Annotated in this window: 24 protein-coding genes; 14 read left to right on the top strand and 10 right to left on the bottom strand. The window is 71.3% G+C overall.

The genetic code is table 11. From position 1 onward, the window contains the following. Positions 1–65 precede the first annotated feature (65 nt). Positions 66–488, bottom strand: coding sequence for a DUF6264 family protein (locus tag E4K62_RS14860; protein ID WP_261799179.1), 423 nt, complete (start codon positions 486–488; stop codon positions 66–68). Between the two features lie 77 nt (positions 489–565). Here E4K62_RS14860 and E4K62_RS14865 point away from each other — a divergent pair, with 77 nt between their 5' ends. The 5 genes from E4K62_RS14865 (at position 566) to E4K62_RS14885 (ending at position 5,719) form a co-directional block, all read left to right on the top strand. Then, positions 566–1,213: a hypothetical protein gene (locus E4K62_RS14865; protein WP_135068769.1), complete on the top strand. Its 648-nt coding sequence runs from the start codon at positions 566–568 to the stop codon at positions 1,211–1,213. Further along, positions 1,210–1,989 carry an HNH endonuclease signature motif containing protein gene (locus tag E4K62_RS14870; RefSeq protein WP_374108150.1) on the top strand — a complete coding sequence of 260 codons (780 nt, stop codon included), beginning with the start codon at positions 1,210–1,212 and terminating at the stop codon, positions 1,987–1,989. The genes E4K62_RS14865 and E4K62_RS14870 overlap by 4 nt, the downstream gene beginning before the upstream one ends. A 99-nt stretch (positions 1,990–2,088) precedes the next feature. After that, complete coding sequence (locus tag E4K62_RS14875) at positions 2,089–3,105, top strand: DUF2332 domain-containing protein (protein WP_135068773.1); 1,017 nt, start codon at positions 2,089–2,091, stop codon at positions 3,103–3,105. Positions 3,106–3,111: 6 nt separating this feature from the next. Further along, complete coding sequence (gene aspS, locus E4K62_RS14880; protein WP_135068775.1) at positions 3,112–4,455, top strand: aspartate--tRNA(Asn) ligase; 1,344 nt, start codon at positions 3,112–3,114, stop codon at positions 4,453–4,455. Between the two features lie 73 nt (positions 4,456–4,528). Beyond that, positions 4,529–5,719, top strand: a complete 1,191-nt coding sequence (locus E4K62_RS14885) for a mechanosensitive ion channel family protein (protein ID WP_240742712.1) — start codon at positions 4,529–4,531, stop codon at positions 5,717–5,719. Positions 5,720–5,967: 248 nt separating this feature from the next. Here the strand turns inward: E4K62_RS14885 and E4K62_RS14890 are convergent, their stop codons facing one another. The 5 genes from E4K62_RS14890 to E4K62_RS14910 form a co-directional block, all read right to left on the bottom strand. Then, entirely contained in the window at positions 5,968–6,234 is a 267-nt protein-coding gene (locus tag E4K62_RS14890) for a glutaredoxin family protein (RefSeq protein WP_135068779.1), read from the bottom strand. A 33-nt stretch (positions 6,235–6,267) separates the two neighbouring features. Continuing rightward, positions 6,268–6,561 carry a rhodanese-like domain-containing protein gene (locus E4K62_RS14895; RefSeq protein ID WP_135068781.1) on the bottom strand — a complete coding sequence of 98 codons (294 nt, stop codon included), beginning with the start codon at positions 6,559–6,561 and terminating at the stop codon, positions 6,268–6,270. A 79-nt stretch (positions 6,562–6,640) separates the two neighbouring features. Beyond that, on the bottom strand, positions 6,641–6,739 hold the full coding sequence (locus tag E4K62_RS14900) for a 30S ribosomal protein bS22 (protein WP_003792170.1): 99 nt from the start codon (positions 6,737–6,739) through the stop codon (positions 6,641–6,643). An 83-nt stretch (positions 6,740–6,822) separates the two neighbouring features. Further along, entirely contained in the window at positions 6,823–7,014 is a 192-nt protein-coding gene (locus E4K62_RS14905; protein WP_135068783.1) for a helix-turn-helix domain-containing protein, read from the bottom strand. 92 nt (positions 7,015–7,106) lie between these two features. Next, positions 7,107–8,042 carry a TetR/AcrR family transcriptional regulator gene (locus E4K62_RS14910; RefSeq protein ID WP_240742713.1) on the bottom strand — a complete coding sequence of 312 codons (936 nt, stop codon included), beginning with the start codon at positions 8,040–8,042 and terminating at the stop codon, positions 7,107–7,109. Between the two features lie 82 nt (positions 8,043–8,124). Between E4K62_RS14910 and E4K62_RS14915 the strand changes: the two genes are divergently transcribed. The 3 genes from E4K62_RS14915 to E4K62_RS14925 all read left to right on the top strand — a co-directional run bounded on the left by E4K62_RS14915 (position 8,125) and on the right by E4K62_RS14925 (position 10,393). Further along, positions 8,125–9,015 carry an ATP-binding cassette domain-containing protein gene (locus E4K62_RS14915; protein ID WP_135068785.1) on the top strand — a complete coding sequence of 297 codons (891 nt, stop codon included), beginning with the start codon at positions 8,125–8,127 and terminating at the stop codon, positions 9,013–9,015. Then, positions 9,012–9,794, top strand: a complete 783-nt coding sequence (locus E4K62_RS14920; protein WP_135068787.1) for an ABC transporter permease — start codon at positions 9,012–9,014, stop codon at positions 9,792–9,794. The genes E4K62_RS14915 and E4K62_RS14920 overlap by 4 nt, the downstream gene beginning before the upstream one ends. Before the next feature lie 68 nt (positions 9,795–9,862). Next, positions 9,863–10,393, top strand: a complete 531-nt coding sequence (locus E4K62_RS14925) for a hypothetical protein (RefSeq protein WP_135068789.1) — start codon at positions 9,863–9,865, stop codon at positions 10,391–10,393. A gap of 4 nt (positions 10,394–10,397) precedes the next feature. On the opposite strand, the gene E4K62_RS14930 is transcribed toward E4K62_RS14925, so the two are convergent. After that, the gene (locus E4K62_RS14930) at positions 10,398–10,793 is read right to left on the bottom strand and encodes an ArsR/SmtB family transcription factor (RefSeq protein ID WP_135068791.1); all 396 of its coding nucleotides are present in this window, start codon (positions 10,791–10,793) and stop codon (positions 10,398–10,400) included. A gap of 68 nt (positions 10,794–10,861) precedes the next feature. On the opposite strand from E4K62_RS14930, the gene E4K62_RS14935 reads away from it, so the two are divergent. Together E4K62_RS14935 and E4K62_RS14940 are read left to right on the top strand one after the other, a co-directional pair. Further along, entirely contained in the window at positions 10,862–12,304 is a 1,443-nt protein-coding gene (locus E4K62_RS14935; protein ID WP_135068793.1) for a TrkH family potassium uptake protein, read from the top strand. Further along, on the top strand, positions 12,297–12,968 hold the full coding sequence (locus E4K62_RS14940; protein ID WP_135068795.1) for a potassium channel family protein: 672 nt from the start codon (positions 12,297–12,299) through the stop codon (positions 12,966–12,968). The genes E4K62_RS14935 and E4K62_RS14940 overlap by 8 nt, the downstream gene beginning before the upstream one ends. Positions 12,969–12,983: 15 nt before the next feature. Here the strand turns inward: E4K62_RS14940 and proC are convergent, their stop codons facing one another. Next, positions 12,984–13,826, bottom strand: coding sequence for a pyrroline-5-carboxylate reductase (gene proC / locus E4K62_RS14945; protein ID WP_135068797.1), 843 nt, complete (start codon positions 13,824–13,826; stop codon positions 12,984–12,986). A 168-nt stretch (positions 13,827–13,994) separates the two neighbouring features. Between proC and E4K62_RS14950 the strand changes: the two genes are divergently transcribed. The 3 genes from E4K62_RS14950 to E4K62_RS14960 are packed head-to-tail and all read left to right on the top strand — an operon-like array spanning position 13,995 to position 17,043. Then, the gene (locus tag E4K62_RS14950; RefSeq protein WP_135068799.1) at positions 13,995–15,107 is read left to right on the top strand and encodes an alpha/beta fold hydrolase; all 1,113 of its coding nucleotides are present in this window, start codon (positions 13,995–13,997) and stop codon (positions 15,105–15,107) included. 1 nt (position 15,108) lies between these two features. After that, complete coding sequence (locus tag E4K62_RS14955) at positions 15,109–16,098, top strand: cation diffusion facilitator family transporter (protein WP_135068801.1); 990 nt, start codon at positions 15,109–15,111, stop codon at positions 16,096–16,098. Positions 16,099–16,110: 12 nt separating this feature from the next. Continuing rightward, positions 16,111–17,043 carry an LLM class F420-dependent oxidoreductase gene (locus E4K62_RS14960; protein ID WP_135068802.1) on the top strand — a complete coding sequence of 311 codons (933 nt, stop codon included), beginning with the start codon at positions 16,111–16,113 and terminating at the stop codon, positions 17,041–17,043. 30 nt (positions 17,044–17,073) lie between these two features. Here the strand turns inward: E4K62_RS14960 and tadA are convergent, their stop codons facing one another. Further along, the gene (gene tadA / locus E4K62_RS14965; RefSeq protein ID WP_205805782.1) at positions 17,074–17,535 is read right to left on the bottom strand and encodes a tRNA adenosine(34) deaminase TadA; all 462 of its coding nucleotides are present in this window, start codon (positions 17,533–17,535) and stop codon (positions 17,074–17,076) included. A gap of 44 nt (positions 17,536–17,579) precedes the next feature. Here tadA and upp point away from each other — a divergent pair, with 44 nt between their 5' ends. Next, positions 17,580–18,212: a uracil phosphoribosyltransferase gene (gene upp, locus E4K62_RS14970; protein ID WP_135068804.1), complete on the top strand. Its 633-nt coding sequence runs from the start codon at positions 17,580–17,582 to the stop codon at positions 18,210–18,212. A 15-nt stretch (positions 18,213–18,227) separates the two neighbouring features. On the opposite strand, the gene E4K62_RS14975 is transcribed toward upp, so the two are convergent. Continuing rightward, complete coding sequence (locus tag E4K62_RS14975; protein ID WP_135068806.1) at positions 18,228–21,809, bottom strand: TM0106 family RecB-like putative nuclease; 3,582 nt, start codon at positions 21,807–21,809, stop codon at positions 18,228–18,230. Positions 21,810–21,833 lie beyond the last annotated feature (24 nt).

The raw sequence follows: 21,833 nt of genomic DNA on the forward strand, positions 1-21,833 counted from the left end.
GCGCGGGAGGTTACGAGTTGCTGGGGGCTCGCCCCCGTCCCGGTTCCGGTCAGCCGGATCCCGGACTACGCACCCACCGCGGCGCCGACGATCGCGACCGCCACGAAGAAGGTCAGCACCATCAGCGCAGCGCTCACCAGGGGCACCCAGAAGGCGACACGCCTCACGACGAGGAGGATCACGGCCCCCACGAGGCCGAGCAGGAGCGTCACCCACGGCGAGATCGCCGCGAACCAGACCCCGAAGGTCAGCAGGCCGTCGTTGCAGTTGTCGTCGAAGCATCCGTCCGACGCCATCGCGAGGAAGAGGCCGAAGTACGACGCCAGCGCCGCGAAGATCGCCAGCAGGATCAGCAGGACGACGGTGAGCACGATGTCCCACACGCGCACGGGCCGGGCGGTGCGCGGCGGGGCGGCGGTGGAGTCGGGGGGCGGGGCGTAGCTCACGCGCTCATCGTAAGGGGCGGCCGCGGACGGGGCGCAGGGCACGCGGGTTATCCACAGAACGCGGTGCGACCGGGGTTTTTCGCGGTCGCAATGCCGGTGGCCCGCGGGAGGATACGGGTATGGACGAACTCGTCGGCACCCTCCGCGATCTGATCGATCGCGCGGATGCGGCCGTCGGCGAGCTGATCGCGCGAGACGCGTTCGGCATCGCCCGTGACGACGACATCCTCGAGGCGCTCAGCCTCGCGGGGCGCCTCGAGCGCCGGGTCGAGGCCGTTCTCGTCGAGCTCGCCGGTGAAGCGGCAGCGCGGTCGGGTTCCCCCGATCGCGATGCCCGGCTCACTTCGCACGCCGGGTGCCACGACGTGTCGGAGCTGCTGCAGCGCACCACGCGGGTGGCGCCCCAGACGGCGGCGAAGTGGCAGCGGGCGGCCCGTGCCGTGCGCGGGCAGGTGTCGCCGTCGTCCGGTGAGGTCCTCCCCCCTTTCCTGCCCGCTCTGCGCGCCGTCATGACCGCCGGCGAGGCTGGCGTCGACGGCGTCCTGGCGGTGAGCACGGCGCTGGCCACGCTCGACCGACGCGTCCCGCGGGAGGACCTGCTCGTCGCCGACGAGATCCTGCCGCCCAGGCACGGGGAACCGGACCGGATGCCGCCCCGCCGGCGTGCGCGGAGCTGCTCCGCCTGCAGGCGCTGGTGTGGTCGGCGGCGCTCGACCAGGACGGCGCAGAGCCGCGCGACCGGGCCGCTTCCCACCGCCGCGGCGTGACGCTCGGAGCACCCCAGGACGGCCTCGTGCCCGTGCACGGAAGGCTCATGCCGGAGGTGGCCGCGCAGCTGCGGCGCATCTTCGACGCCGTGCTGTCGCCGCGGGTCGGCGGCGTCGCGTTCCGCGAGGAGCCGCCGGCCGGTTCGTACGCCGACCTCGACGAACGACCCCCGGTCGATGACCGCCGGCTCGCGCAGCGGCAGCACGACGCGCTGGCCACCGCTCTGGGCGCCGCCGCCGCGAGCGGTGAGCTGCCCACGATCGGCGGGGCCGCCCCCACGCTCGTGGTCTCGGTCCGCGAAGAGGACCACCTGACCGGTGCGGGCTGGGCGTACGCCGAAGGCACCGATGAGCCGCTGTCGCCCGCATGTGCCCGCCACGTCGCCTGCAGCGGCAGCATCCAGCGGGTCGTGGTGGATTCCCGCGGCCGCATCCTGCGCCTCGGCACGGAGGAGCGCGTCTTCAACCGGCATCAGCGTCGCTCGATCTCACTCCGCGACGGCGGGTGCCTCATTCCCGGATGCGGCGTTCCAGCCGGGTGGTGCGAGATCCACCATGTCACCGAGCACGCCCACGGTGGGCCCACCCACACCGACAACGGCGTGCTCCTGTGCTGGTTCCACCATCGGTTCCTCGACCGCAGCGGCTGGGGGATCCGGATGAATCGCGGAGTCCCCGAGGTGCGTGCCCCCGGGTGGCACGACCCTCATCGCCGATGGCGAGCGGTCACCCGGTCGCGCACCCGCCTCCTCGACCTCGTCGGCCGGCGGACGTAGAACCATCCGGGCCGGGACATGGCAGCCGGCGATGAGCGCGGGAATGTGTGACCGCGCGAGCGGCTGGATCGGGCCGTGCCCTGCAGATACGGTCGGGGCATGGTCGCTGATTCCGTGGCCGCGCGCTATCGCGGTTTCGCCGAGATGGAGGCGCGTGGGGTTTCCCCGACCTACGAGGAGTGGGCACTCGGCGTCGGCGGAGACGAAGAGGTCGCCGCGCTGATCGGCACGCTCCCCCGCGCGAAGCAGCAGGCAAACCTCGTCTTCGCTTCGGCCCGGGCCGCTGGCGCGCCGCTGGCGGACTACGAGCGCTTCCGCACCTGGCTCGTCCCGCACTGGCGCCGCGTCCGCGCAATCATCACCGTGCGGTCGACGCAGACCAACGAGGCGGGCCGATGCGCGGTGCTGCTCCCGGCCCTCGACGCCATCGACGGACCGCTCGCCCTGCTGGAGGTCGGCGCATCCGCGGGTCTTTGCCTCTATCCCGACCGGTACAGCTACCGATACGACACGCCCGCCGGCGCCGTAGCGATCGATCCGACGAACGGCCCGAGTCCCGTGCTCGCCCGTTGCCGCACCACGGCGACGACGCTTCCGGCGCGCGTGCCGGAGGTGGTGTGGCGCGCGGGGATCGATCTCCATCCGCTGGATCCCAGTCGGGGGGACGACCTTGCCTGGCTCGAGGCGCTCGTATGGCCCGAGCACGGCGAACGACGAGAGCGGCTCCGCTCCGCCGCATCCCTCGTCGCGGCGGAACCGCGGCCGGCCGATATCGTCCCCGGTGATCTCGTCGCAGAACTCGACACCCTCGCCGCCGCCGCGCCGAAGGGTGCGACCCTGGTCGTGTTCCACAGCTCGGTACTCGTCTACCTCGACCCCGGCCGGCGCTCTGCTTTCGTCGACATCGTGCGCTCCCTCCGCGGCGCGCGGTGGCTCAGCAACGAAGGTGAGGGGGTCTTCCCCGACATCGCGCGGAAACTACCCGAACCGGCCGCGGGGCGAACGGTGCTGGCTGTGGACGGCGAACCCATCGCCTTCACCGGGCCGCACGGTCAGAGCTACGAACCCATCGAGGCCGACCCGGGGGAACGGGTTCACCGCCCGCACGTAGACTGAACCCTCGTGAGCGAACGCGTCCTCGTCAAGCAGCTGCAGTCCCTCCCCGACGGCCCGGTATCGGTGTCGGGATGGGTGGAAACGGTGCGCGATCAGAAGAAGGTGCAGTTCGTCATCCTCCGGGACGAGACCGGTGCCGTGCAGCTGGTGAACCCCGCCACGCGTGAGCTCGCCGAGCACGCCGGCCCCGAGGCATCCGCCGCGCTCGCCCTGACCGAGACGATCTCGGCCCTCGCCACCGGAACCTTCCTGACGGTGCGCGGCCAGCTCAAGCACGACGAGCGCGTCAAGCTCGGTGGCGTCGAGATCAAGATCGGCACGCTCGACATCGCGGCCGAAGCCCTCCCCGAGACGCCCATCGCCGCCGACAGCGGCATGGACAAGCGCATGGACTGGCGCTTCCTCGACCTGCGCCAGGCCCGCAACAACCTCATCTTCCGCGTGCAGACCACGCTCGAGCACGCGATGCGCACGTACTGGATCGAGCGGGACTACATCGAGATCCACTCCCCCAAGCTCATGTCGAGCCCTTCGGAATCCAACGCCGAGCTGTTCAGCATGGACTACTTCGAAGACAAGACCGCGTACCTCGCGCAGAGCCCGCAGCACTTCAAGCAGATGGCGCAGTCGGCCGGCTTCGGCAAGATCTTCGAAATCGGCGACGTCTTCCGCGCCGACCCGTCGTTCACGAGCCGCCACGCGACCGAGTTCACCTCCGTCGACGCCGAGATCAGCTGGATCGACTCGCACGAGGACGTCGCCCGGATGCAGGAGGAGCTCCTGCAGTTCGCCATCCAGGCGGTCAAGGACAAGCACGGCGCCGAGATCCAGGAGCTCTTCGGCATCGAGGTCGTCGTCCCCACCCTCCCCTTCCCCCGCATCCCGCTGGCCGAAGCCCGCGAGACGGTCAAGCAGCGCGGCTACGAGATCCCTCGCACCGACGGCGACCTCGACCCCGAGGGCGAACGTCAGGTCGCCGCGTACATCGAGGAGACCTACGGGCACCAGTTCGTCTTCGTCACCGACTACCACCCCGAGATCCGGCCGTTCTACCACATGCGCGATCCGGAGACCGGGATGACGCGGAGCTACGACCTTCTGTTCAAGGGCGTGGAGATTACCACGGGCGCTCAGCGCGAGCACCGCGTGCGCGTCCTGGAGGAGCAGGCCGTCGAGAAGGGGCTCGACCTCGCCGGCCTGGAGCACTACCTCGACTTCTTCCGGTACGGCACTCCCCCGCACGGCGGGTTCGGCATGGGTCTCGCGCGTCTGCTGATGCTGCTGCTGGGCGAGTCGTCGATCCGCGAAGTCACGTTCCTCTTCCGCGGTCCCACGCGCCTGGCTCCCTGACCCCACCCCGCACCATCCGGCACTGAGCCGACGGCCAGGATCGGTCCAGCCTCGCCCCGTAGCGTGGATGCACGTGTTCGACAATGCCTGGCTGAACTTCGCGGTCACCTTCGTCGCGTGCGTCGTCGTCGCGACGATCGTCACCCTCCTCGTCGCGTGGATTGCGCGGCTGGTCGCGCGACGACGGTCGTGGCCGCACCGCCTCGTCCACCACGCCCGCCTACCGTTCCGTACGCTCGTGCTGCTCGCGGGGATGTGGACGGCCGTGGGGCTGGCATTCCCGGAAGCGTCGTGGCTGCCCGCGCTCACTCAGCTGCTCTCGATCCTCGTGATCATCGCCGCCGCGTGGCTGCTCGGCGCCCTCGTGACGTTCGCGACCGACCTCACCCTCGGCCGTAATCGCATCGACGTCCCCGACAACCGGGTGGCCCGCCGCATCCGCACGCAGACCCTCATCGTGCGACGCCTGGCGATCGCGCTCATCGTCGTGATCGCGCTGGGCGCGATCCTGCTCACCTTCCCCGCCGTCCGCGCCGTCGGGGCGAGCGTGCTCGCGTCGGCCGGTATCGCCTCGATCGTCGCCGGTCTGGCGGCCCAGACGGTGCTGGCGAACATGTTCGCCGGCCTGCAACTCGCCTTCAGCGACGCCCTGCGCGTGGACGACGTCGTCGTCGTGGAGGACGAGTGGGGACGCGTGGGCGAGATCACCCTGAGCTACGTCGTGCTCGATCTGTGGGATGACCGCCGGCTCGTGCTGCCGTGCACGTATTTCACCACCCAGCCGTTCCAGAACTGGACTCGGCGGGGCAGCGAGCTGCTGGGTTCGGTCGAGCTCGACGTGGATTGGCGCGTCTCGCCGGCGCGCATGCGCGAGCACCTCGACGACGTGCTGGCCCGCACCGACCTGTGGGACGGGCGCGCCTCCGTGCTGCAGGTGACCGAGGCCACCGGCGGACTCGTCCGCATCCGCATCCTCGTCACGGCCGCCGACGCGCCGACGCTGTTCGATCTGCGCTGCCACGTGCGCGAGGCGATGGTGACGTGGATGCAGCACACGATGCCCGCCGCGCTCCCCGTGCAGCGCGTGCTGGTGACCAGCGCGGGCGACCCGCAGCCCGCGCCCGCGCGCGAGCACTCCCCCGAGCCGGGTGCGGGCCTGTTCACCGGCAGCGCGGAGGCCGAGGAGCGCGCATCCGCCTTCACGAACGCGATCCCCGTCATCCGCCCCGAGGACGATCCGCCCCGTCCGCCGCGCGAAGCCTGACCCCGGCGTCCCCGCCGACCGGCCTCGGCCCGCCCGCCCGCTGCCCACCGACCGAACTCCGCAAATCCCGGCCGAATAGGCCTCGAAACGGGTTTGTCGGGGCCTTTCCGGCGCGTTCTTGCGGAGTTCGGGCAGCGGGAGGGCGGCGCGAGGGCGCAGCGGCAGGGCGGACGCGACGGCGCAGCGGCGGGCAGCGGCAGGGCAGCGCGAGGGCGCAGCGCGAGGGCGCGTCGAGGCGCGCGGGGGCCCTAGGCCCTCTCCGCCACCAGCAGCGCCTCGCGCAGGCGGTCCGCGGAGACCCGCCAGTGCGCGTGGAGGGATCCGTCGATCAGCACGACCGGGATCTTCTCCCACCATCGCTCATACAGGGCGGCGTCCTCCAGGATCGAGAGACGCTCCACGGCGACGGAGTCGGCGACGTCGTCGGGCAGGTCGGCGACCACCGCCTCCACGATCTCCTCGGCGACATCGCACAGATGGCACTCCGGTTTGCCGATGACCGTCAGCGTCGTCACGACCGGATCCCCTGCGGCATCACGGCGCGGCACTCAGTGCTCGAGGCCGTAGCCGGCCTCGGCCCACGCACCCGTGCCGCCTTCAATGTTGGTGGCATCCATGCCCCGCGCGGTGAGGGCCTCCACGACACGCGCCGAGCGTCCACCGACCTGGCAGATCACGTCGAACGGGCCCTCCGGGAGCTCATCGAGGTGCTCGCCGAGGGTCGACATCGGCATGTTGACGGCACCCGGCACATGGCCGGCCGCGTACTCGTCGGGCTCGCGCACGTCCACGAGCGGAACACCCTCGCGCTCGCGCAGCTGCTGGACGGAGATGGACTGCATGGCGACTCCAGAATGACGGCGGAACGGTCGAACACGAAGCGCCCGCCACGAAGGACAGGCGCTCGGTGTGTTCGGCCGCTTACTTCTTGTTGCGGCGCTGGTGACGAGTCTTGCGAAGCAGCTTGCGGTGCTTCTTCTTCGCCATGCGCTTACGGCGCTTCTTGATGACAGAACCCACGGAAAACCTCACAATGTCAGGGGTCTGGGTGCCGATCGCCGGCTCCCGGGTACACGAGGCGCAGAAAAAGGCCTCAGATCAGTCTAGCCGACGTCGGAGACCGGCCGTTGCATGGCATCGACCACAGCCGATTCCGGCACGCGGTAGCTGCGGCCGAATCGCACGGCGGGAAGCTCGCCGGAGTGCACGAGCCGGTAGACCGTCATCTTGGACACGCGCATCAGCTCGGCCACCTCGGCGACGGTGAGGAAGCGCACGTCCGGCAGTTCGGCCATGGCGTTCCCCTCTCGCGGTGTGCTGTCGACACTCTAGGCCGTGGGTGCGACACGTGTAAACCCGCGTGGCTGATGGGCCGGATGGGGCAGAATCACGTGTCGCGGCGAGTGCGCGCCGCACGCTGACGCGCTTCGGCGAGCGCCTGGCGTTCGAGCTTCCGCGCCGCCCTGAGCGCCTTCTCCGCGTCCCGCACGGCCTTGCGCGCCTCGCGGTACCGCTTGTCCTCGGCGACATCGGGCGCTTCCGGCTCGTGCCACGGCGCGGAGGGTGCCGGCGGTGCTCCGGATTCACGCTCGGCCATGTATGCGGCGAGCCCGTCGAGAGTGCGATCCAGCCCGAACTGGAAGGGGTCGGCCTCCGAGCGGAACACACCGGCGTCGACGGCCCGCCGGAGGGCCGGGTACTCCTCCGGCGTGATGAGGGTCGCGAAGAGCCGATCCTCGTACGCCGCGATCTCCTCCGGCGACATCCCCCGCTCCCTGGCCTGGCGGGCGTAGGCGGCGAGGATCGTGCCGTACCACCGGGCCTGGCCGGTGACCTGCAGCGCCGCCGCGAGGCGCTCGTCATCGGTCAGCGGAGTCTCGGCGAGGGCGTCGAGCATGACGTCCATGAAGGCCGCGGAGTTCGGCGTGGCCGGTGACCCGGTGATCGGGATGTCGAGGATCCACGGGTGCTCCAGGTACACCTGCACGCTGGCACGGAATGCGGCGACCAGCCTGGCCCGCCACCCCTTCGCCTCGCGGATGGACTCCGGGGGAAGCCCCGTCGCCTCCTCCTGCATGAGCTGGATGAGGTCGTCCTTGGCGCTGACGTATCGGTAGAGCGACATCGTCGTGTACCCCAGGCGCGCGGCGACCGCCGCCATCGACACCGCGCCGAGTCCGTCGGCGTCGGCGATCTGCACGGCGGCGTCGACGATGCGCTCGAGGCTCATCTCCCGCTTCGGCCCGCGCTGCGGGTCGGCCGCCATGCCCCACGCCAGCGCCACGCCGCGCGGCAGCTCGAGATCGGGGGTCTGCTCATCCACACCGACATCTTAGGGCTGTTTATGACGTACACCGTGTGTTATCTTCATACGCAGTTTAGGTCGTATACAGAAAGGAAAGCCGATGGATGCCGCCATCTCGGTCCACCGCCTGCGCAAGCAGTACGGCGGACATGCCGTCCTCGACGGCCTGGAATTCAGCGTCCGTCGCGGTGAGGTCTTCGCCCTGCTCGGACCGAACGGGGCCGGCAAGACGACGACGATCTCGATCCTCACGACGCTGCAGCTACCCGACGGCGGGGAGGCCTCCGTCGCGGGATTCGACGTCGCGACCTCCCCGCGCGACGTGCAGCAGCGCATCGCCCTGACCGGACAGGCCGCCGCGGTGGACGATGTGCTCACCGGAGCCGAGAACCTCATGATGCTCGGCCGGTTGTCCGGCCTGCGCCCCCGCATGGCGCGCGAGCGCGCGACAGAGCTCCTCGCGCGGTTCGATCTGACCGACGCCGCGTCGCGGCCGGTCGGCACCTACTCCGGAGGGATGCGGCGGCGTCTGGATCTGGCCCTGAGCCTCGTCGTCACCCCGGAGGTGCTCTTCCTGGACGAACCCACGACCGGATTGGACACCCGCAGCCGGCGTGAACTGTGGGACGTCATCCGCACGCTGGCCGCGGGTGGGACCACGGTGTTCCTCACGACGCAGTACCTGGAGGAAGCGGACCAGCTCGCCGACCGCGTGGCCGTCCTGCACGGGGGTCGCATCGCCGCATCCGGCGCTCCGTCCGAGCTGAAATCGCGCGTCGGAACCGAGGTGGTGGAGCTGCGCGACCCCGCCGGCGAGCTCCTGCAGGAGATCGCCACGGACGGGACGGTGCGGGGACTGCGCGCCGCCCTCGACACCCTCGACGCGGACCGGGACGAGGGTGCCGTGACCCTTCGTCGACCGACCCTCGACGACGTGTTCCTTGCCCTGACCGACGACCCCGCAGCCCTCCCCGAAAGGAGCACCCCGTGACCACCCCCGCCCTCCTGCGCCCCCGCCTGACCGGGATCACCGCCGAACGCGTCTTCGTGCGGCGATCGCTCGTGCGCTCGCTGAGGGATGGGGAATCCCTCATGATGGCGATCCTGCTGCCGGTCCTGCTGATGCTGATGTTCACGTTCGTCTTCGGCGGCGCCCTGGAACCCGGCGGCGGCTACGTCGACTACGTCGTCCCCGGGATCATCCTCACGTGCGCGGGCTTCGGCGCGTCGTCCACGGCCCTGTACGTGGCCGGCGACATGAAGGCCGGCATCGTCGACCGTTTCCGCACCATGCCGCTGCGCTCGGGGGCGGTGCTGACCGGACACGTCGTCGCGAGCCTCGTGCGCAACCTCCTGGCCACCGGCGTCGTCATCCTCGTCGCCGTGGTGGTCGGCTTCCGCCCCACCGCGGGCGTGCTGGGATGGCTGGGCGCCCTGGCAATCATCGCGCTGTACATCCTCGCGATCACGTATCTGTTCGCCGCCATCGGCCTGGCCGCACGGAGTCCGGAAGGGGCGAACGCCTACGGTTTCATCCTGCTGTTCCTGCCGTACCTCTCCAGCGCCTTCGTCCCCGTGGAGACCATGCCGCAGTGGCTGCAGGGGATCGCCAGCACCCAGCCGGTGACGCCCATCATCGAGACGATCCGCGCCTTCCTCTTCGGCACGGGCGCGGGAGCCGAACTCGGATGGGCGCTGGCGTGGTGCGGTCTCATCCTCGCCGTCTCCGCCGCGTGGGGCGCGTGGCTGTTCCGCCGGCGCAGCCGCTGACGAGGATTCACAGCGCACGCTGAAACTGCCCTGACATCGCGCAAATCCCGGATGGCGATAGTGAGGGCATGACCGAGAAACCAGCTGCCGGACCGGCTCCGGCCACACCCAGTACCCCGGAAGAATCCACCACCACCGACACCACGATCCCCGCGGCTCCTTCCCCCGCCGAGACTGCGGACGAGCCGACGAAGCGCAAGCGGAACTGGCCCGTCATCGCCGCGGCCGTCGCCGGTGGCGTCGCCGTCACGGCGCTCGCCTTCGGCGGCGGTCTCGCGACCGGCTGGAACCTGAACTCGGGCCCCGAGTCGGGATTCGAATTCACCGACGGCTCACAGATGCCGGAGGAGGGCGGCCCGGGCCGGGGCGGCTCCGACGACCGGAACGGCCCGCGCGGGCACGACCACCCCTCCGAATCGCACGACCGCGACGGCTCCGGACCGCGTGACGGATTCGGACCGCGCGGCGGCGACGACGACCGCACCCCCACGGCCCCGGACGGCGACGCCGACGCGGACGACACCGAGACGGACGACGCGGATCGGGACGCCGACCGGAGGGACGCCGACCAGAAGGACGACGCCGACAGCGACGCGTGAGGCGTCAGCGGCCCGGCAGTTTGCGCAGGGCCGCCGTCACGGCGTGCTTCGCCGACGCGGCGGCGCGCCCGACCACGTCCGCCGCATGAGCGGCGGGTTCGGGCAGCGTCGCCGGCGTCGGCGGATCCGCGGAGAAGAAGGCCACCAGCCAATCGTCGACCTCGTCCAGCGGCGCGGTCTGCAGGCTGTAATAGCGATGCTGACCCTCTTCGCGCACCGACACCAGCCCTGCGTCCCGGAGCACCCTCAGGTGCTTGGACACCGTGGGCTGGCTCGCCCCGAGGACCTGCACGATGTGCGACACGCTGGTGCCGTCCTGGCCGTCCGCGGAACGATCGAGGAGGAGCTGGAGGATGTCGCGACGCGTGCGGTCTGCGATCACGTCGAAGATGTCCGCCATTGCTTCAGATTAGTCGCGCTCGCCGCGGAGTACCATGAGCGGGGTCCACGAGCGAAGGGGGCGACGCGATGGCGTCAGCGCCGGCGTGGTCTCGCGACCGCCACAGATGGTCGGCGCCACTCGACCGAGGCTGGGACCGGGTCCGCAACCTGACGACGTCGTCGCCGGCCCGGTTCGCGGTGCTCGTGTTCCTCGCGCTCATCCTGCTGTTCACGGCGCTGTACTCGTTGCCGGCCGCCTCGGCCGACGGAACCCGCACGCCGTTCGCCGACGCGCTGTTCACCGCGGTGTCCACCATCTGCGTGACGGGCCTCGCGACGGTGGACATGTACTCCCACTGGTCGCCGCTGGGTCACGTCTTCACCTACATCGGCGTCAACGTGGGCGCCCTCGGCGTGCTCACGCTCGCATCCATCCTGGGGCTGGTGATCTCCAAGCGCCTCGGGCTGCGGGCCAAACTCATCGCCGCCGGCGACTCGAACCCGCTCCGCGTGCACGGCGGGCCCGTCAACGAGGGCCAGACGGTTCGTCTGGGCGAGGTGGGACAGCTGCTGCTCACGGTCGCCCTCTCCACCCTCGCGATCGAGGCGGGGCTGGCGATCCTGCTCTACCCCGCGCTCATCATGGCCGGCATCGACCCGCTCGTGGCACTGTGGGAAGCGCCCTACTACGCCGCCATGGCCTTCACCAACACGGGGTTCGTCCCCAACGCCAACGGCCTCGTGCCCTTCGCCGACGACTACTTCCTGCTCACCGTGCTCATGGCCGGCGTGTTCCTCGGCTCGATCGGCTTCCCCGTCATCTTCTCGCTGTGGAAGAACTACTGGCACGTGCGCCGCTGGTCGCTGCACACCAAGCTCACCCTCATCACCACGACGATCCTCTTCGTCGCCGGGGCGGGCATCATCCTCCTGCTCGAATACAACAACCCCAAGACCTTCGGGAGCATGGACGCGTGGGACACCACGTTCCAGGCCTTCTTCGTCTCGGCGATGACCCGGTCGGGCGGATTCAGCGTCGTCGAGATCGGCGACATGAACGGCTCCACCCTCGTGGTCGGCTCGATGCTCATGTTCGTCGGCGGCGGATCGGCCTCCACCGCCGGCGGGATCAAGGTGACGACCCTCGCCGTGCTGGCCCTGGCCGTGTGGTCGGAGGCGAAGGGCCGCTCGTCGGTCGAGGCCTTCGGTCGCCGCATCCCCAGCGACGTGCAGCGCGTCGCCCTCTCCGTCGTGGCGTGGGGCGCGACGATCGTGGCGGTCTCCACCGTGGCGATCGGTCAGATCACCCAGGCGCCCATCGAACAGGTGCTGTTCGATGTGATCTCCGGCTTCGCGACGGTCGGACTGTCCACGGGTCTGACCGCCGACCTGCCCGACCCGGCCATCTACGTTCTGGCGGCGACCATGTTCATGGGGCGCGTTGGTACAGTGACACTCGCCGCGGCGGTCGCTGCGACGTCCCGCACGCAGCTGTACTCCCTGCCCGTGGAAAGGCCCATCGTTGGTTGACCGCATCCGGAACGATTCGCCCGTCCTCGTCATCGGCCTCGGCCGGTTCGGCGCCGCGTGCGCCGGTGAACTCGACCGGCTGGACCGCGATGTGCTCGCCATCGACGAGAGCCTCGAGCTCGTGCAGAAGTGGTCCGAACGCGTCACGCACGCCGTCCAGGCCGACGCCCGCAACATCGACGCCCTCAAGCAGATCGGCGCGCAGGACTTCCAGGTCGCCGTCGTGGCGGTCGGATCGCTCATCGAGGCATCCGTGCTCATCACCGCCAACCTCGTCGACCTGAAGGTGCCGCAGATCTGGGCCAAGGCCGTCTCGCAGGCGCACGGCAAGATCCTCGCCCGCGTGGGCGCCAACCACGTCATCTACCCCGAACGCGAGGCCGGCGAGCGCGTGGCGCACCTCGTCAGCGGGCGGATGCTCGATTTCATCCGCTTCGACGACGACTTCGCGCTGGCGAAGATGTACCCGCCGAAGTTCATCCGGGGCATCGGCCTGAACGAATCGGGCGTGCGCAGCAAATACAACGTCACAGTCGTGGGCGTGAAGAGCCCCGGGCGGCCGTTCCGCTACGCGGAGGCGAACACCATCGTGACCAACCACGACCTCATCATCGTGTCGGGGACCAACTCCGACATCGAGCGGTTCGCCTCGCTCGACCGCTGAGCGCCGGCGGCGGCGTCAGCCTGCGGCCAGCTCCCGCGCGCGTGCCAGCGCCGCATCCGTCGCCCGCTCGAACACCGCGGCCAGATCCGCCTCCTGCAGCACGGCGACGGCGCGTTCGGTCGTGCCCTTCGGGCTCGTGACCTGACGACGCAGTTCGCGCGGGTCCTCGCCCGTGGCCTCCATCAGCGCCGCCGCGCCGACGAAGGTCTGCCGCGCCAGCATCCACGCCTCCGCCTCGGTGAACCCCTTCCGCACGGCCGCCTCGGCGAGCTGTTCCACGAGCAGGAAGACGTAGGCCGGACCGGAGCCGGAGATGGTGGAGAGGGCATCGATCTGCGACTCGGGCACCTCCACGACCTCTCCCACCGTCTCGAACAGGCGTCGCACGACGGCGATGTCGCCCGGGGATGCGGCGGCATCGGCCGCGAGGCCCGTGACGGCCTTGCCCACCAGCGCGGGCGTGTTCGGCATCGAGCGGAGGACGACCGCGCGCGGGCCGAGGATCCGGGTGAAAGTGGCGAGCGGCACACCCGCGGCCAGGCTCACCACGAGAGCTCCCTCGCGCACGTGCGGGGCGATCTCGCGGAGCAGATCGGGCACCATGGCGGGCTTGACGCCCACGAGGACGACATCGGCGGAGGAGGCCGCGACGGCATTGGCCTGCGGGTCCTCCTCGAGGGCGAGACTGGTCACGCCTTCCAGCGCGGCGAGACTCCCCGCCTTCGCGGCCGTGCGGTTGGTGACGGTGATCGACGGGGCCAACCCCGAACGCACGAGACCCTTCAGGATGGCGCCGCCCATCGATCCGGCTCCCAGGATCGCGACGGCGGGCAGGGAGTCGGACGGCGCATCGGTCATGGCGCCATCCTAGAAGCACCGCACGGCCGCAGCGGCGGCACCGACGGCCCGACCGGAGGAGAGGAACCGCCGCAAGGGCCGAGGGTCGCGTTCCGTCGCGCCGACGCCGGAGATATAGTCGATGCGCAGGCGCCCGATCGCCCGCGACACAGTGCGGAGGACCTCCCCATGACCCTGTTCGACGGAATCTCCTCACGACGCGTCGAGACGCCGCGGCTGAGCGTGACCGTGCTCGAGCGGGACGGCGACGATCCGTCCACCCCCGCCGATCGCACCGTCGTCTTCGTCCACGGCACCGTCGGGTCCTCGCTGTTCTGGCAGGAGATCCTGCAGGACCTCCCGAGCGACCTCCGCGTGCTCGCCGTCGATCTGCGCGGGTACGGCGGCACCGAGAACGCACCGGTGGACGCCACACGCGGGGTGCGCGACTTCAGCGACGACCTCGCCGCCACCCTGGACACGATCGGCATCCGCACCGCCCATCTCGTGGGCTGGTCGCTCGGCGCAGCCGTCATCCTGCAGTACGCGCTGGAGCATCCCGCGCTCTCGCTCACTCTCGAAGCGCCGATCTCGCCGTACGGCTTCGGCGGCACCCGCCGGGACGGCACGCGCCTCACACCGGAGGATGCCGGCACCGGGGGCGGGACGGCGAACCCCGACTTCGTGCGGCGCCTCGCGGCAGGCGACTCCGGCGACGAGGCGGAGACCTCGCCGCGCAGCATGTTCCGCGCCGGCTTCGTCGCGAGCGGCTACCGCAGCGATCACGAAGACGTGTGGGTGGCGGCGATGCTCGCCACCTCCACCGCCGGCGGCAACTACCCGGGTGACTCCGTGCGCACCGACGCGTGGCCCGGCTTCGCCGCCGGCACCACCGGTGTCCTGAACGCGCTCGCCCCGAAGCACTTCGACCTCTCCGGCATCGTCGACCTCGCCGAGAAGCCGCCGCTGCTGTGGGTGCACGGAGAGGTGGATGCGATCATCTCGGATGCGTCGGTCTACGAGCCCAACGGACTCGGGAGCCTCGGGATCCTGCCCGATTGGCCCGGAGACGACATCGCCCCGCCGCAGCCGATGGTGTCGCAGACCCGCGACGTGCTGGACGCGTACGCCGCGGCCGGCGGCGACGTCGTGGAGATCGCGCTTCCCGGCGTCGGGCACAGTCCGCACCTGGAGGCCCCGGCGAAGTTCCGCCATGCGCTGCTGACCCGCATCGGCTACGTCGGCACGCCCGCCGACCCTGCTCCCACCACCGAGGCCATCATCATCCGATCGGCGGACTGACGTGAGCGCAACCGGAGGCGGCCGCGCCATCATCGCGGCGTTCCTGGCCAACATGGGGATCGCGATCGCGAAGTTCCTCGCGTGGCTGGTATCGGGCTCGGCATCGATGCTCGCCGAGGCGATCCACTCGCTCGCCGACTCGGGCAATCAGCTGCTGCTGCTGCTGGGCGGTCGCCGTGCGCGGCGCAGCGCCGACCGTGAGCATCCGTTCGGCTACGGCCGCGAACGCTACGTGTACGCGTTCGTGGTGTCGATCATCCTCTTCTCCGTGGGCGGGCTGTTCTCCCTCTACGAGGGCGTGGACAAGCTGACGCACCCGCACGAGCTGGAGAACGTGTGGATCCCCATCGCCGTGCTGGTCATCGCGATCGTCCTGGAGTCCTTCTCGCTGCGGACCGCCGTCAAGGAGAGCAATCATGTCCGGCTGCCCGGCCAGTCCTGGGTGTCGTTCGTGCGCCGCTCCAAGGCCCCCGAGCTCCCGGTCGTGCTCCTGGAGGACATCGCTGCGCTGACCGGTCTGGTGTTCGCGCTGTTCGGCGTGGGGCTGGCAGCCCTGACCCACAATCCCGTCTTCGACGCCATCGGCACCCTGATGATCGGCACCCTCCTCATCCTCGTGGCGATCGTCCTGGGCATCGAGACCAAGAGCCTGCTGGTCGGCGAGGGCGCGACCGAGGCCGACCACGACCGCATCGTCGCCGCCATCGAGGACGGTCCTGAGGTCGATCGCGTGATCCACCTCAAGACGCTGTACCTCGGCCCCGACGAGCTGCTGGTCGCGGCGAAGCTGGCGCTGCCCGCCGACGAGACGCTGACCGCCGTGGCCGCGCACATCAACACCGTCGAGGAGCGCATCCGCGCAGCGGTACCGGTCGCACGGGCGATCTATCTCGAGCCGGACCTCGACCGTGCCGGCACGGACGTCGCCCCGGGTGGCGCGACAGCGGCGGGGACGGGCACCCTCGCGGACGGCACTCCCCCGGCGGGCTGACAGACTGGGCCGGTGGAGTACTGCATTTTCACCGAGCCGCAGCAGGGCTACGACTACGACGACCAGCTCGCCTTCGCCCTGGCGGCCGAACGCCTCGGCTTCGACGCGTTCATCCGCTCCGACCATTACCTGCGCATGGGTGAGGGCGATCCCCTCCCCGGCGGCACGGATGCGTGGACGACCCTGGCCGGCCTCGCCCGCGAGACCAGCCGCATCCGCCTCGGCACGCTCGTCTCCTCCGCGACGCACCGCCTCCCCGGTGTGCTCGCCGTCCAGGTCGCGCAGGTCGATCAGATGTCCGGCGGCCGGGTGGAGTTCGGCCTCGGCACGGGCTGGTTCGAACGCGAGCATCGCGCCTACGGCATCCCGTTCCCCGCGAAGAGGTTCGGCATCCTCGAGGAGCAGCTGGCCATCCTCACCGGCATGTGGCAGACCCCCGTCGGTGAACGGTTCGACTTCGCCGGCGAGCACTACACCGTCGAGGACTCCCCCGCCCTGCCCAAGCCGGTCCAGACGCGCATGCCGGTGATCGTCGGCGGCGGCGGCCCGCGCCGCACGCCCGCGGTGGCGGCGCGGTTCGCGACGGAGTTCAACATCGGCTTCGTGCCCGAGCCCACCGTGGCCGAGAAGTTCGCCGGCGTGCGCGCGGCGTGCGAGGCCATCGGTCGCGACCCGCGAACCCTCAAGCTCTCGGTGGCGACCCCGACGCTGGCCGGGGCCTCCGAGACCGATGTGGCCCGACGCGCGGCGACGCTCGGCCGGGATCTGGATGAGTACCGCGGCAACGGCGGCAACGTCGCGGGCGGACGGGCGGAGATCGCCGCCAAGGTCGAGCGGCTGCAGGCGCTCGGCGCCGAGCGCGTGTACTTCCAGCTCATGGACATGGGCGACCTGGAGCAGCTCGAGTACCTCGGGTCCGAGGTGCTGCCGCACCTTCCGCGCTGACCTCTCCGTGCGGCCGGGTCCGCGGCCGGATCAGCGGCGCCCGGCGAAGAAGCGCTGCAGCAGCATCAACGACGCCTCCGCCTCGACACCGGCGACCACCTCGACCCGGTGGGGCAGACGGCGGTCGCGCACGACGTCGTACATCGAGCCGGCAGCCCCGGCTTTGTCGTCCCACGCGCCGAACACCAGCCGCGGCACGCGCGCCTGCAGCACTGCCCCCGCGCACATGACGCACGGCTCGAGGGTCACCACGAGGGTGCAGCCGGCCAGATGCCATGTGCCCGCGGATGCAGCCGCCGCCCGCAGCGCGATGACCTCGGCGTGCGCGGTGGGATCGTGCGTGCGTTCGCGCAGGTTGCGCCCCTCGCCGATCACGGTGCCCGCCGCATCCGTCACGACCGCTCCCACGGGAACGTCGCCGGTCTCCTCCGCCTGCTCGGCCAGGGCGAGCGCGCGACGCATCGCGAGAAGGTCGCCGGGCAGGACGGTCATGCGGCTCCGAGGTTCGGACGATGTCGAGCGGATAGATTGAGCCTATGCGTGTGCACGTGGCCGACCACCCCCTCATCACCCACAAACTGACGGTGCTGCGCGACGCGCGCACCCCCTCGCCGGTGTTCCGGCAGCTCACCGAGGAGCTCGTGACGCTGCTGGCGTACGAGGCCACCCGCGGCGTGCGCGTCGAGCCCCACGAGATCCAGACCCCCGTCACGACCACCGTGGGCGTGCACATCAGCGAGCCGCGCCCCATCGTCGTGCCGATCCTGCGCGCGGGGCTGGGCATGCTCGAGGGCATGGTCAAGCTCCTCCCCACCGCCGAGGTCGGCTTCCTCGGCATGGTGCGCGATGAGGAGACCTTCGAGCCCACGACGTACGCCGAACGCCTTCCCGACGACCTCAGCGACCGCCAGTGCTTCGTGCTGGATCCGATGCTCGCCACGGGCGGCTCGCTGGGAGCTGCGATCGACTTCCTCTTCCGCCGCGGCGCGCAGGACGTCACCGCGATCTGCCTGCTGGGCGCGCCGGAGGGCGTCGCCGCGATCGAGAAGCAGGTCGACGGACGCGACGTGACCCTCGTGCTGGGAGCGCTGGACGAGCGCCTCGACGAGAAGGGCTACATCGTGCCGGGCCTCGGCGACGCCGGCGACCGCCTGTACGGCACCGTCTGACCTCCTCCGGAGTCCTCAGGCGGGCACGAGCGTCGCTGCCGGAGTCGCTGCGGACACCAGTCGCGCGAAGGCGCTCAGGCGCGCGACGCCCTCCGGGGTGCGCGGCAGGTCGTCGAGCAGCCCCGGCGAGTAGATCAGGTACGCGGCTTGCATCGCGCGCGAGAGCGCGACGTTGATGCGGTTGGCCAACAGCAGGAACTCCGGACCCCGCGGCGCATCCCGCCCAGACGACGCCGCGAGCGACACGATCGCCACGACGGCTTCCTGCCCCTGGAACCGGTCGACGGTGCCCACGCGCACGGCGGGGAACCCGGACGCGGACAGCGCCTCCTCCACCGCGACCTGCTGCGCGTTGTAGGGCGTCACCACGATGATGTCCTCCGGCCGGAGAGGCCGGGACGGCAGCATCCGCACCGCGCCGTCGTCGTCGACCTCCGTCGCCGTCCACGAGCGGCCGACGAGGTCGGCGACGATCCGCACGACCTCCGCCGCCTCCTCCGGCGAGCACGTGGCGTTGCCGGAGTGGCGGAGCGCGACCGGATGCACGCCCGGCTCGATGCCCTCGAGCTCGCGCAGCGCCGTGGAGGGGTGGGAGGCGAGCTTGCCCTCGTACGACAGGCGCGAGACGGGGCCGGCCACCCGCGGGTGCATGCGCCATGTGCGCGAGAGGAAGTAGCCGTACTCGGGCGGCACGACCTCCGCGCCGTCCATGACCCAGCCGAGCGCCGAGGTGTCCACGGGCTCGGGGTGGGTGCCCTGCGACACCTGCGGCAGCTGCTGCGGGTCTCCCAGCAGCAGCAGGCGCGGCGCGGCGAGGGAGACGGCGATCGTGGAGGCCAGGGAGAACTGGCCGGCCTCGTCGATGACGAGGAGGTCGAGGCTCCCCCGGGGAATGCGCCCCTCGTGACTGAAGTCCCACGCGGTGCCGCCCACGACGAACCCGCCCGACGCGTGCTCGGCGGTGAAGGCGGCGAGGCCGTTGCGCGGCAGCGGCGTGAAGGAGGTCTCCGCCGCGGGGTCTTTCGGGGTCTTCGCCACGACGGCTGCCGGCACGCCGGCGGCGACCACGCGGTCGAGCATGTGCTCCACGACGGCGTGCGACTGCGCCACGACGCCGATCTTGTACCCGCGCTCGGCGACCAGCCGGGCGATGACGTGGGAGCCGACATAGGTCTTCCCCGTGCCGGGAGGGCCCTGCACGGCCAGGTAGCTCCGGTCGAGGTCGGCGACGCTGCGCACGATGGCGGCGACGTCGTCACCGGCGGACGGCGTGAGGGCCCCGGCCCCGCCCTGCCCCTGTCGAAGGGTGCGCGGCGGACGGCGGAGCAGGATGTCGGTGGCCGCGTCGGCCGGCAGCGAGGGTGCGGCGGCCAGCGCCGCATCCGCCCATGCGTCGATCGCGGCCTGCTGGTTGCCCGCGCGCGGCGGGGCGGCAGGCGTGAGGGCCAGCGGCAGCTCGCTCCAGGTGTTGCCGTCGACGGCGGTCTCCTCCACGACGGCGCCGTCGTCGAGCACCTCCACCACGCGCACCCAGCGTGCCCCGTGGATCCACCGCGGACGCGGCTGGTACGGGAACGGTGCCGGCAGGTCGTAGATCGCGAACGGCTCTCCGCCCGCGGTGAGGCGGGTTCCGGGCGCGACATCGCCCCGCAGCTGCAGGATGCGGCGCTCCGCTCCCCTGCCCGATTCGGCGAAGTGCCAGTCGGTCAGCACGCGCGAGCGCGCGGCGTCGACCACGACCACGTCGCGCGTGTCCTCCCACACCGAGACCGGTTCGCGCAGGCGCAGGAAGTGCGTGGCCCAGAACGACTTCGCCTCGCGCGGGTAGTAGTCGATGGCCGCAGCACCCAGCCGCAGCGCACCGGCCTCCGACTCCGGCGCCTCGGCGGCCCAGCGCTGCAGGGCGGTGGCCCGCGGCGACTCGGCGTAGACCACCTCGTCGGGCTCGAGTCCGCGCGCGGGCACGAGCCCGGCCTCACGCGCCCGGTCGACGAGCCAGTCGCGCAGGCGCCGCGTCGAGACGCAGTCGTAGCGGTTGTAGTCGGCGAGGTCGGCGAGGATCGCCTCGGATGCGGCGGTGTCGCCGTCGTCGGCGAGCGCCCGCGCCTGCACGTACCGCACGATCGAGTCGTCGCCGCGCTGCACGTCGGAGGTGCGGACCTCCTCGCCCATGTACAGCGGCTCGAGCTTCTTGATCGAGTACGACCGCGACCCCACCCGCAGCGCGCGGCGCACGATCGGGTACAGGTCGACGAAGACGCCCTCGCGCAGCAGCCGGTCGACGTCACCCTCCCGCACGCCGTAGCGCGCCGCCATCGTGAGCAGGTGGGCCGGCTCGTAGGGCGCGTAGTGGTAGATGTGCATGTCGGGATGCTGCGACCGGCGGAGGGCCACCAAATCGAGGAAGCGCTCCAGCGCCGCCTTCTCGGCGGCGAAGTCGTGCGCCCACAGCGCGGAGTACTGCTCCCGCATGTCGACCCAGCCGAAGAGATAGTCCAATCCCCACTGGCCGCCTTCGCCCTCGGTGTAGAGGGGGTCGCCCTCGAAGTCGAAGAAGATGTCCCCCAGATCGGGGCGGGGCAGGGCGCCGAGCGCCTGGGGTGCGACGACCTCGTATACCGGCACGGCGGTCGCGTCGGCGTCGGGGTCGGGACTCTGCAGCTGCAGTCGGGCCTGCGTGCGCAGCGACGCGAACGTGTCGGCGCTCATGCCGTCGGGCGCCTCGGGCGCACCGGCCAGCGCGTCGATCGTGCGGATGCCGGCCGCCGTCAGCCGTGCCCGCTGCACCGGGCGCATGCCGGCGACCAGCAGCAGGTCGCGGTGGGCGACGATCTCGAGCTCGCACGTGGGGCAGCGCCCGCACGCGACGACGGCGAGGTCTCCGCGCGGGTCGCCCCACGCGATGGGCTCCCCCGCGCCGCCCAGCTCGACACGACGGTCGGCGATCAGCGCGCGCAGCCGCTCGCGTCGCAGGCCGAAGACGGGCAGGAGGTCGTCGACCTCGTGCGTGCTGACGGTCCCGTCGCCCAGGAGCAGCTCGACGCGGTCGGAGCGCGGCACGCCCAGCCGGTCGAGCTGGTCGACGTATGCCGCCAGCTGCATGAGAGCGGTCACGCGGGCGTGTCGGGCGAGCTTGGTGTCCTGCACGAGCCACCGCGCAGTCGGCTGGCTTGTCGCGGTCGCCGGGCCCGTCGCGCCTCCCGGCTCCGCCCCGGGGTCGCGCACGAGGAAGTCGGCGAACCCCACGAACTCGTCCGTCGCGAACGCCGCCTGGTAGATCACGTCGGCGTCGGAGGCCAGGGCGGCGCGCGTGCGCTCCACCGCCGCGGCGAGCGCCGCCGCATCCGAGGACCGCGTCTCGGGGATCTCCACGACCCCGGCGCCGTACCGCTGCCGGTACGCCTCGAGCACGCGCAGTTCGTGCGCCGTGCCCAGACGCCCCGCCCGTTCGAGGGTGGGGTCTTCGGGGTCTTCCACGGCGGCGACCCGGCCGAGCTTGGCGTCGATCGCACGCAGCCACGCGAACTCGCACTCGGCGGCTGCTTTGAGGTCGCTCGCGCTCCAGACGATCCGGCCTTCGTTCTCGATGTAGCGCATGGTCCCCTTCTCCGTCTTCGACCC

Source organism: Microbacterium wangchenii (genome assembly GCF_004564355.1).
GTDB classification, from domain to species: domain Bacteria; phylum Actinomycetota; class Actinomycetes; order Actinomycetales; family Microbacteriaceae; genus Microbacterium; species Microbacterium wangchenii.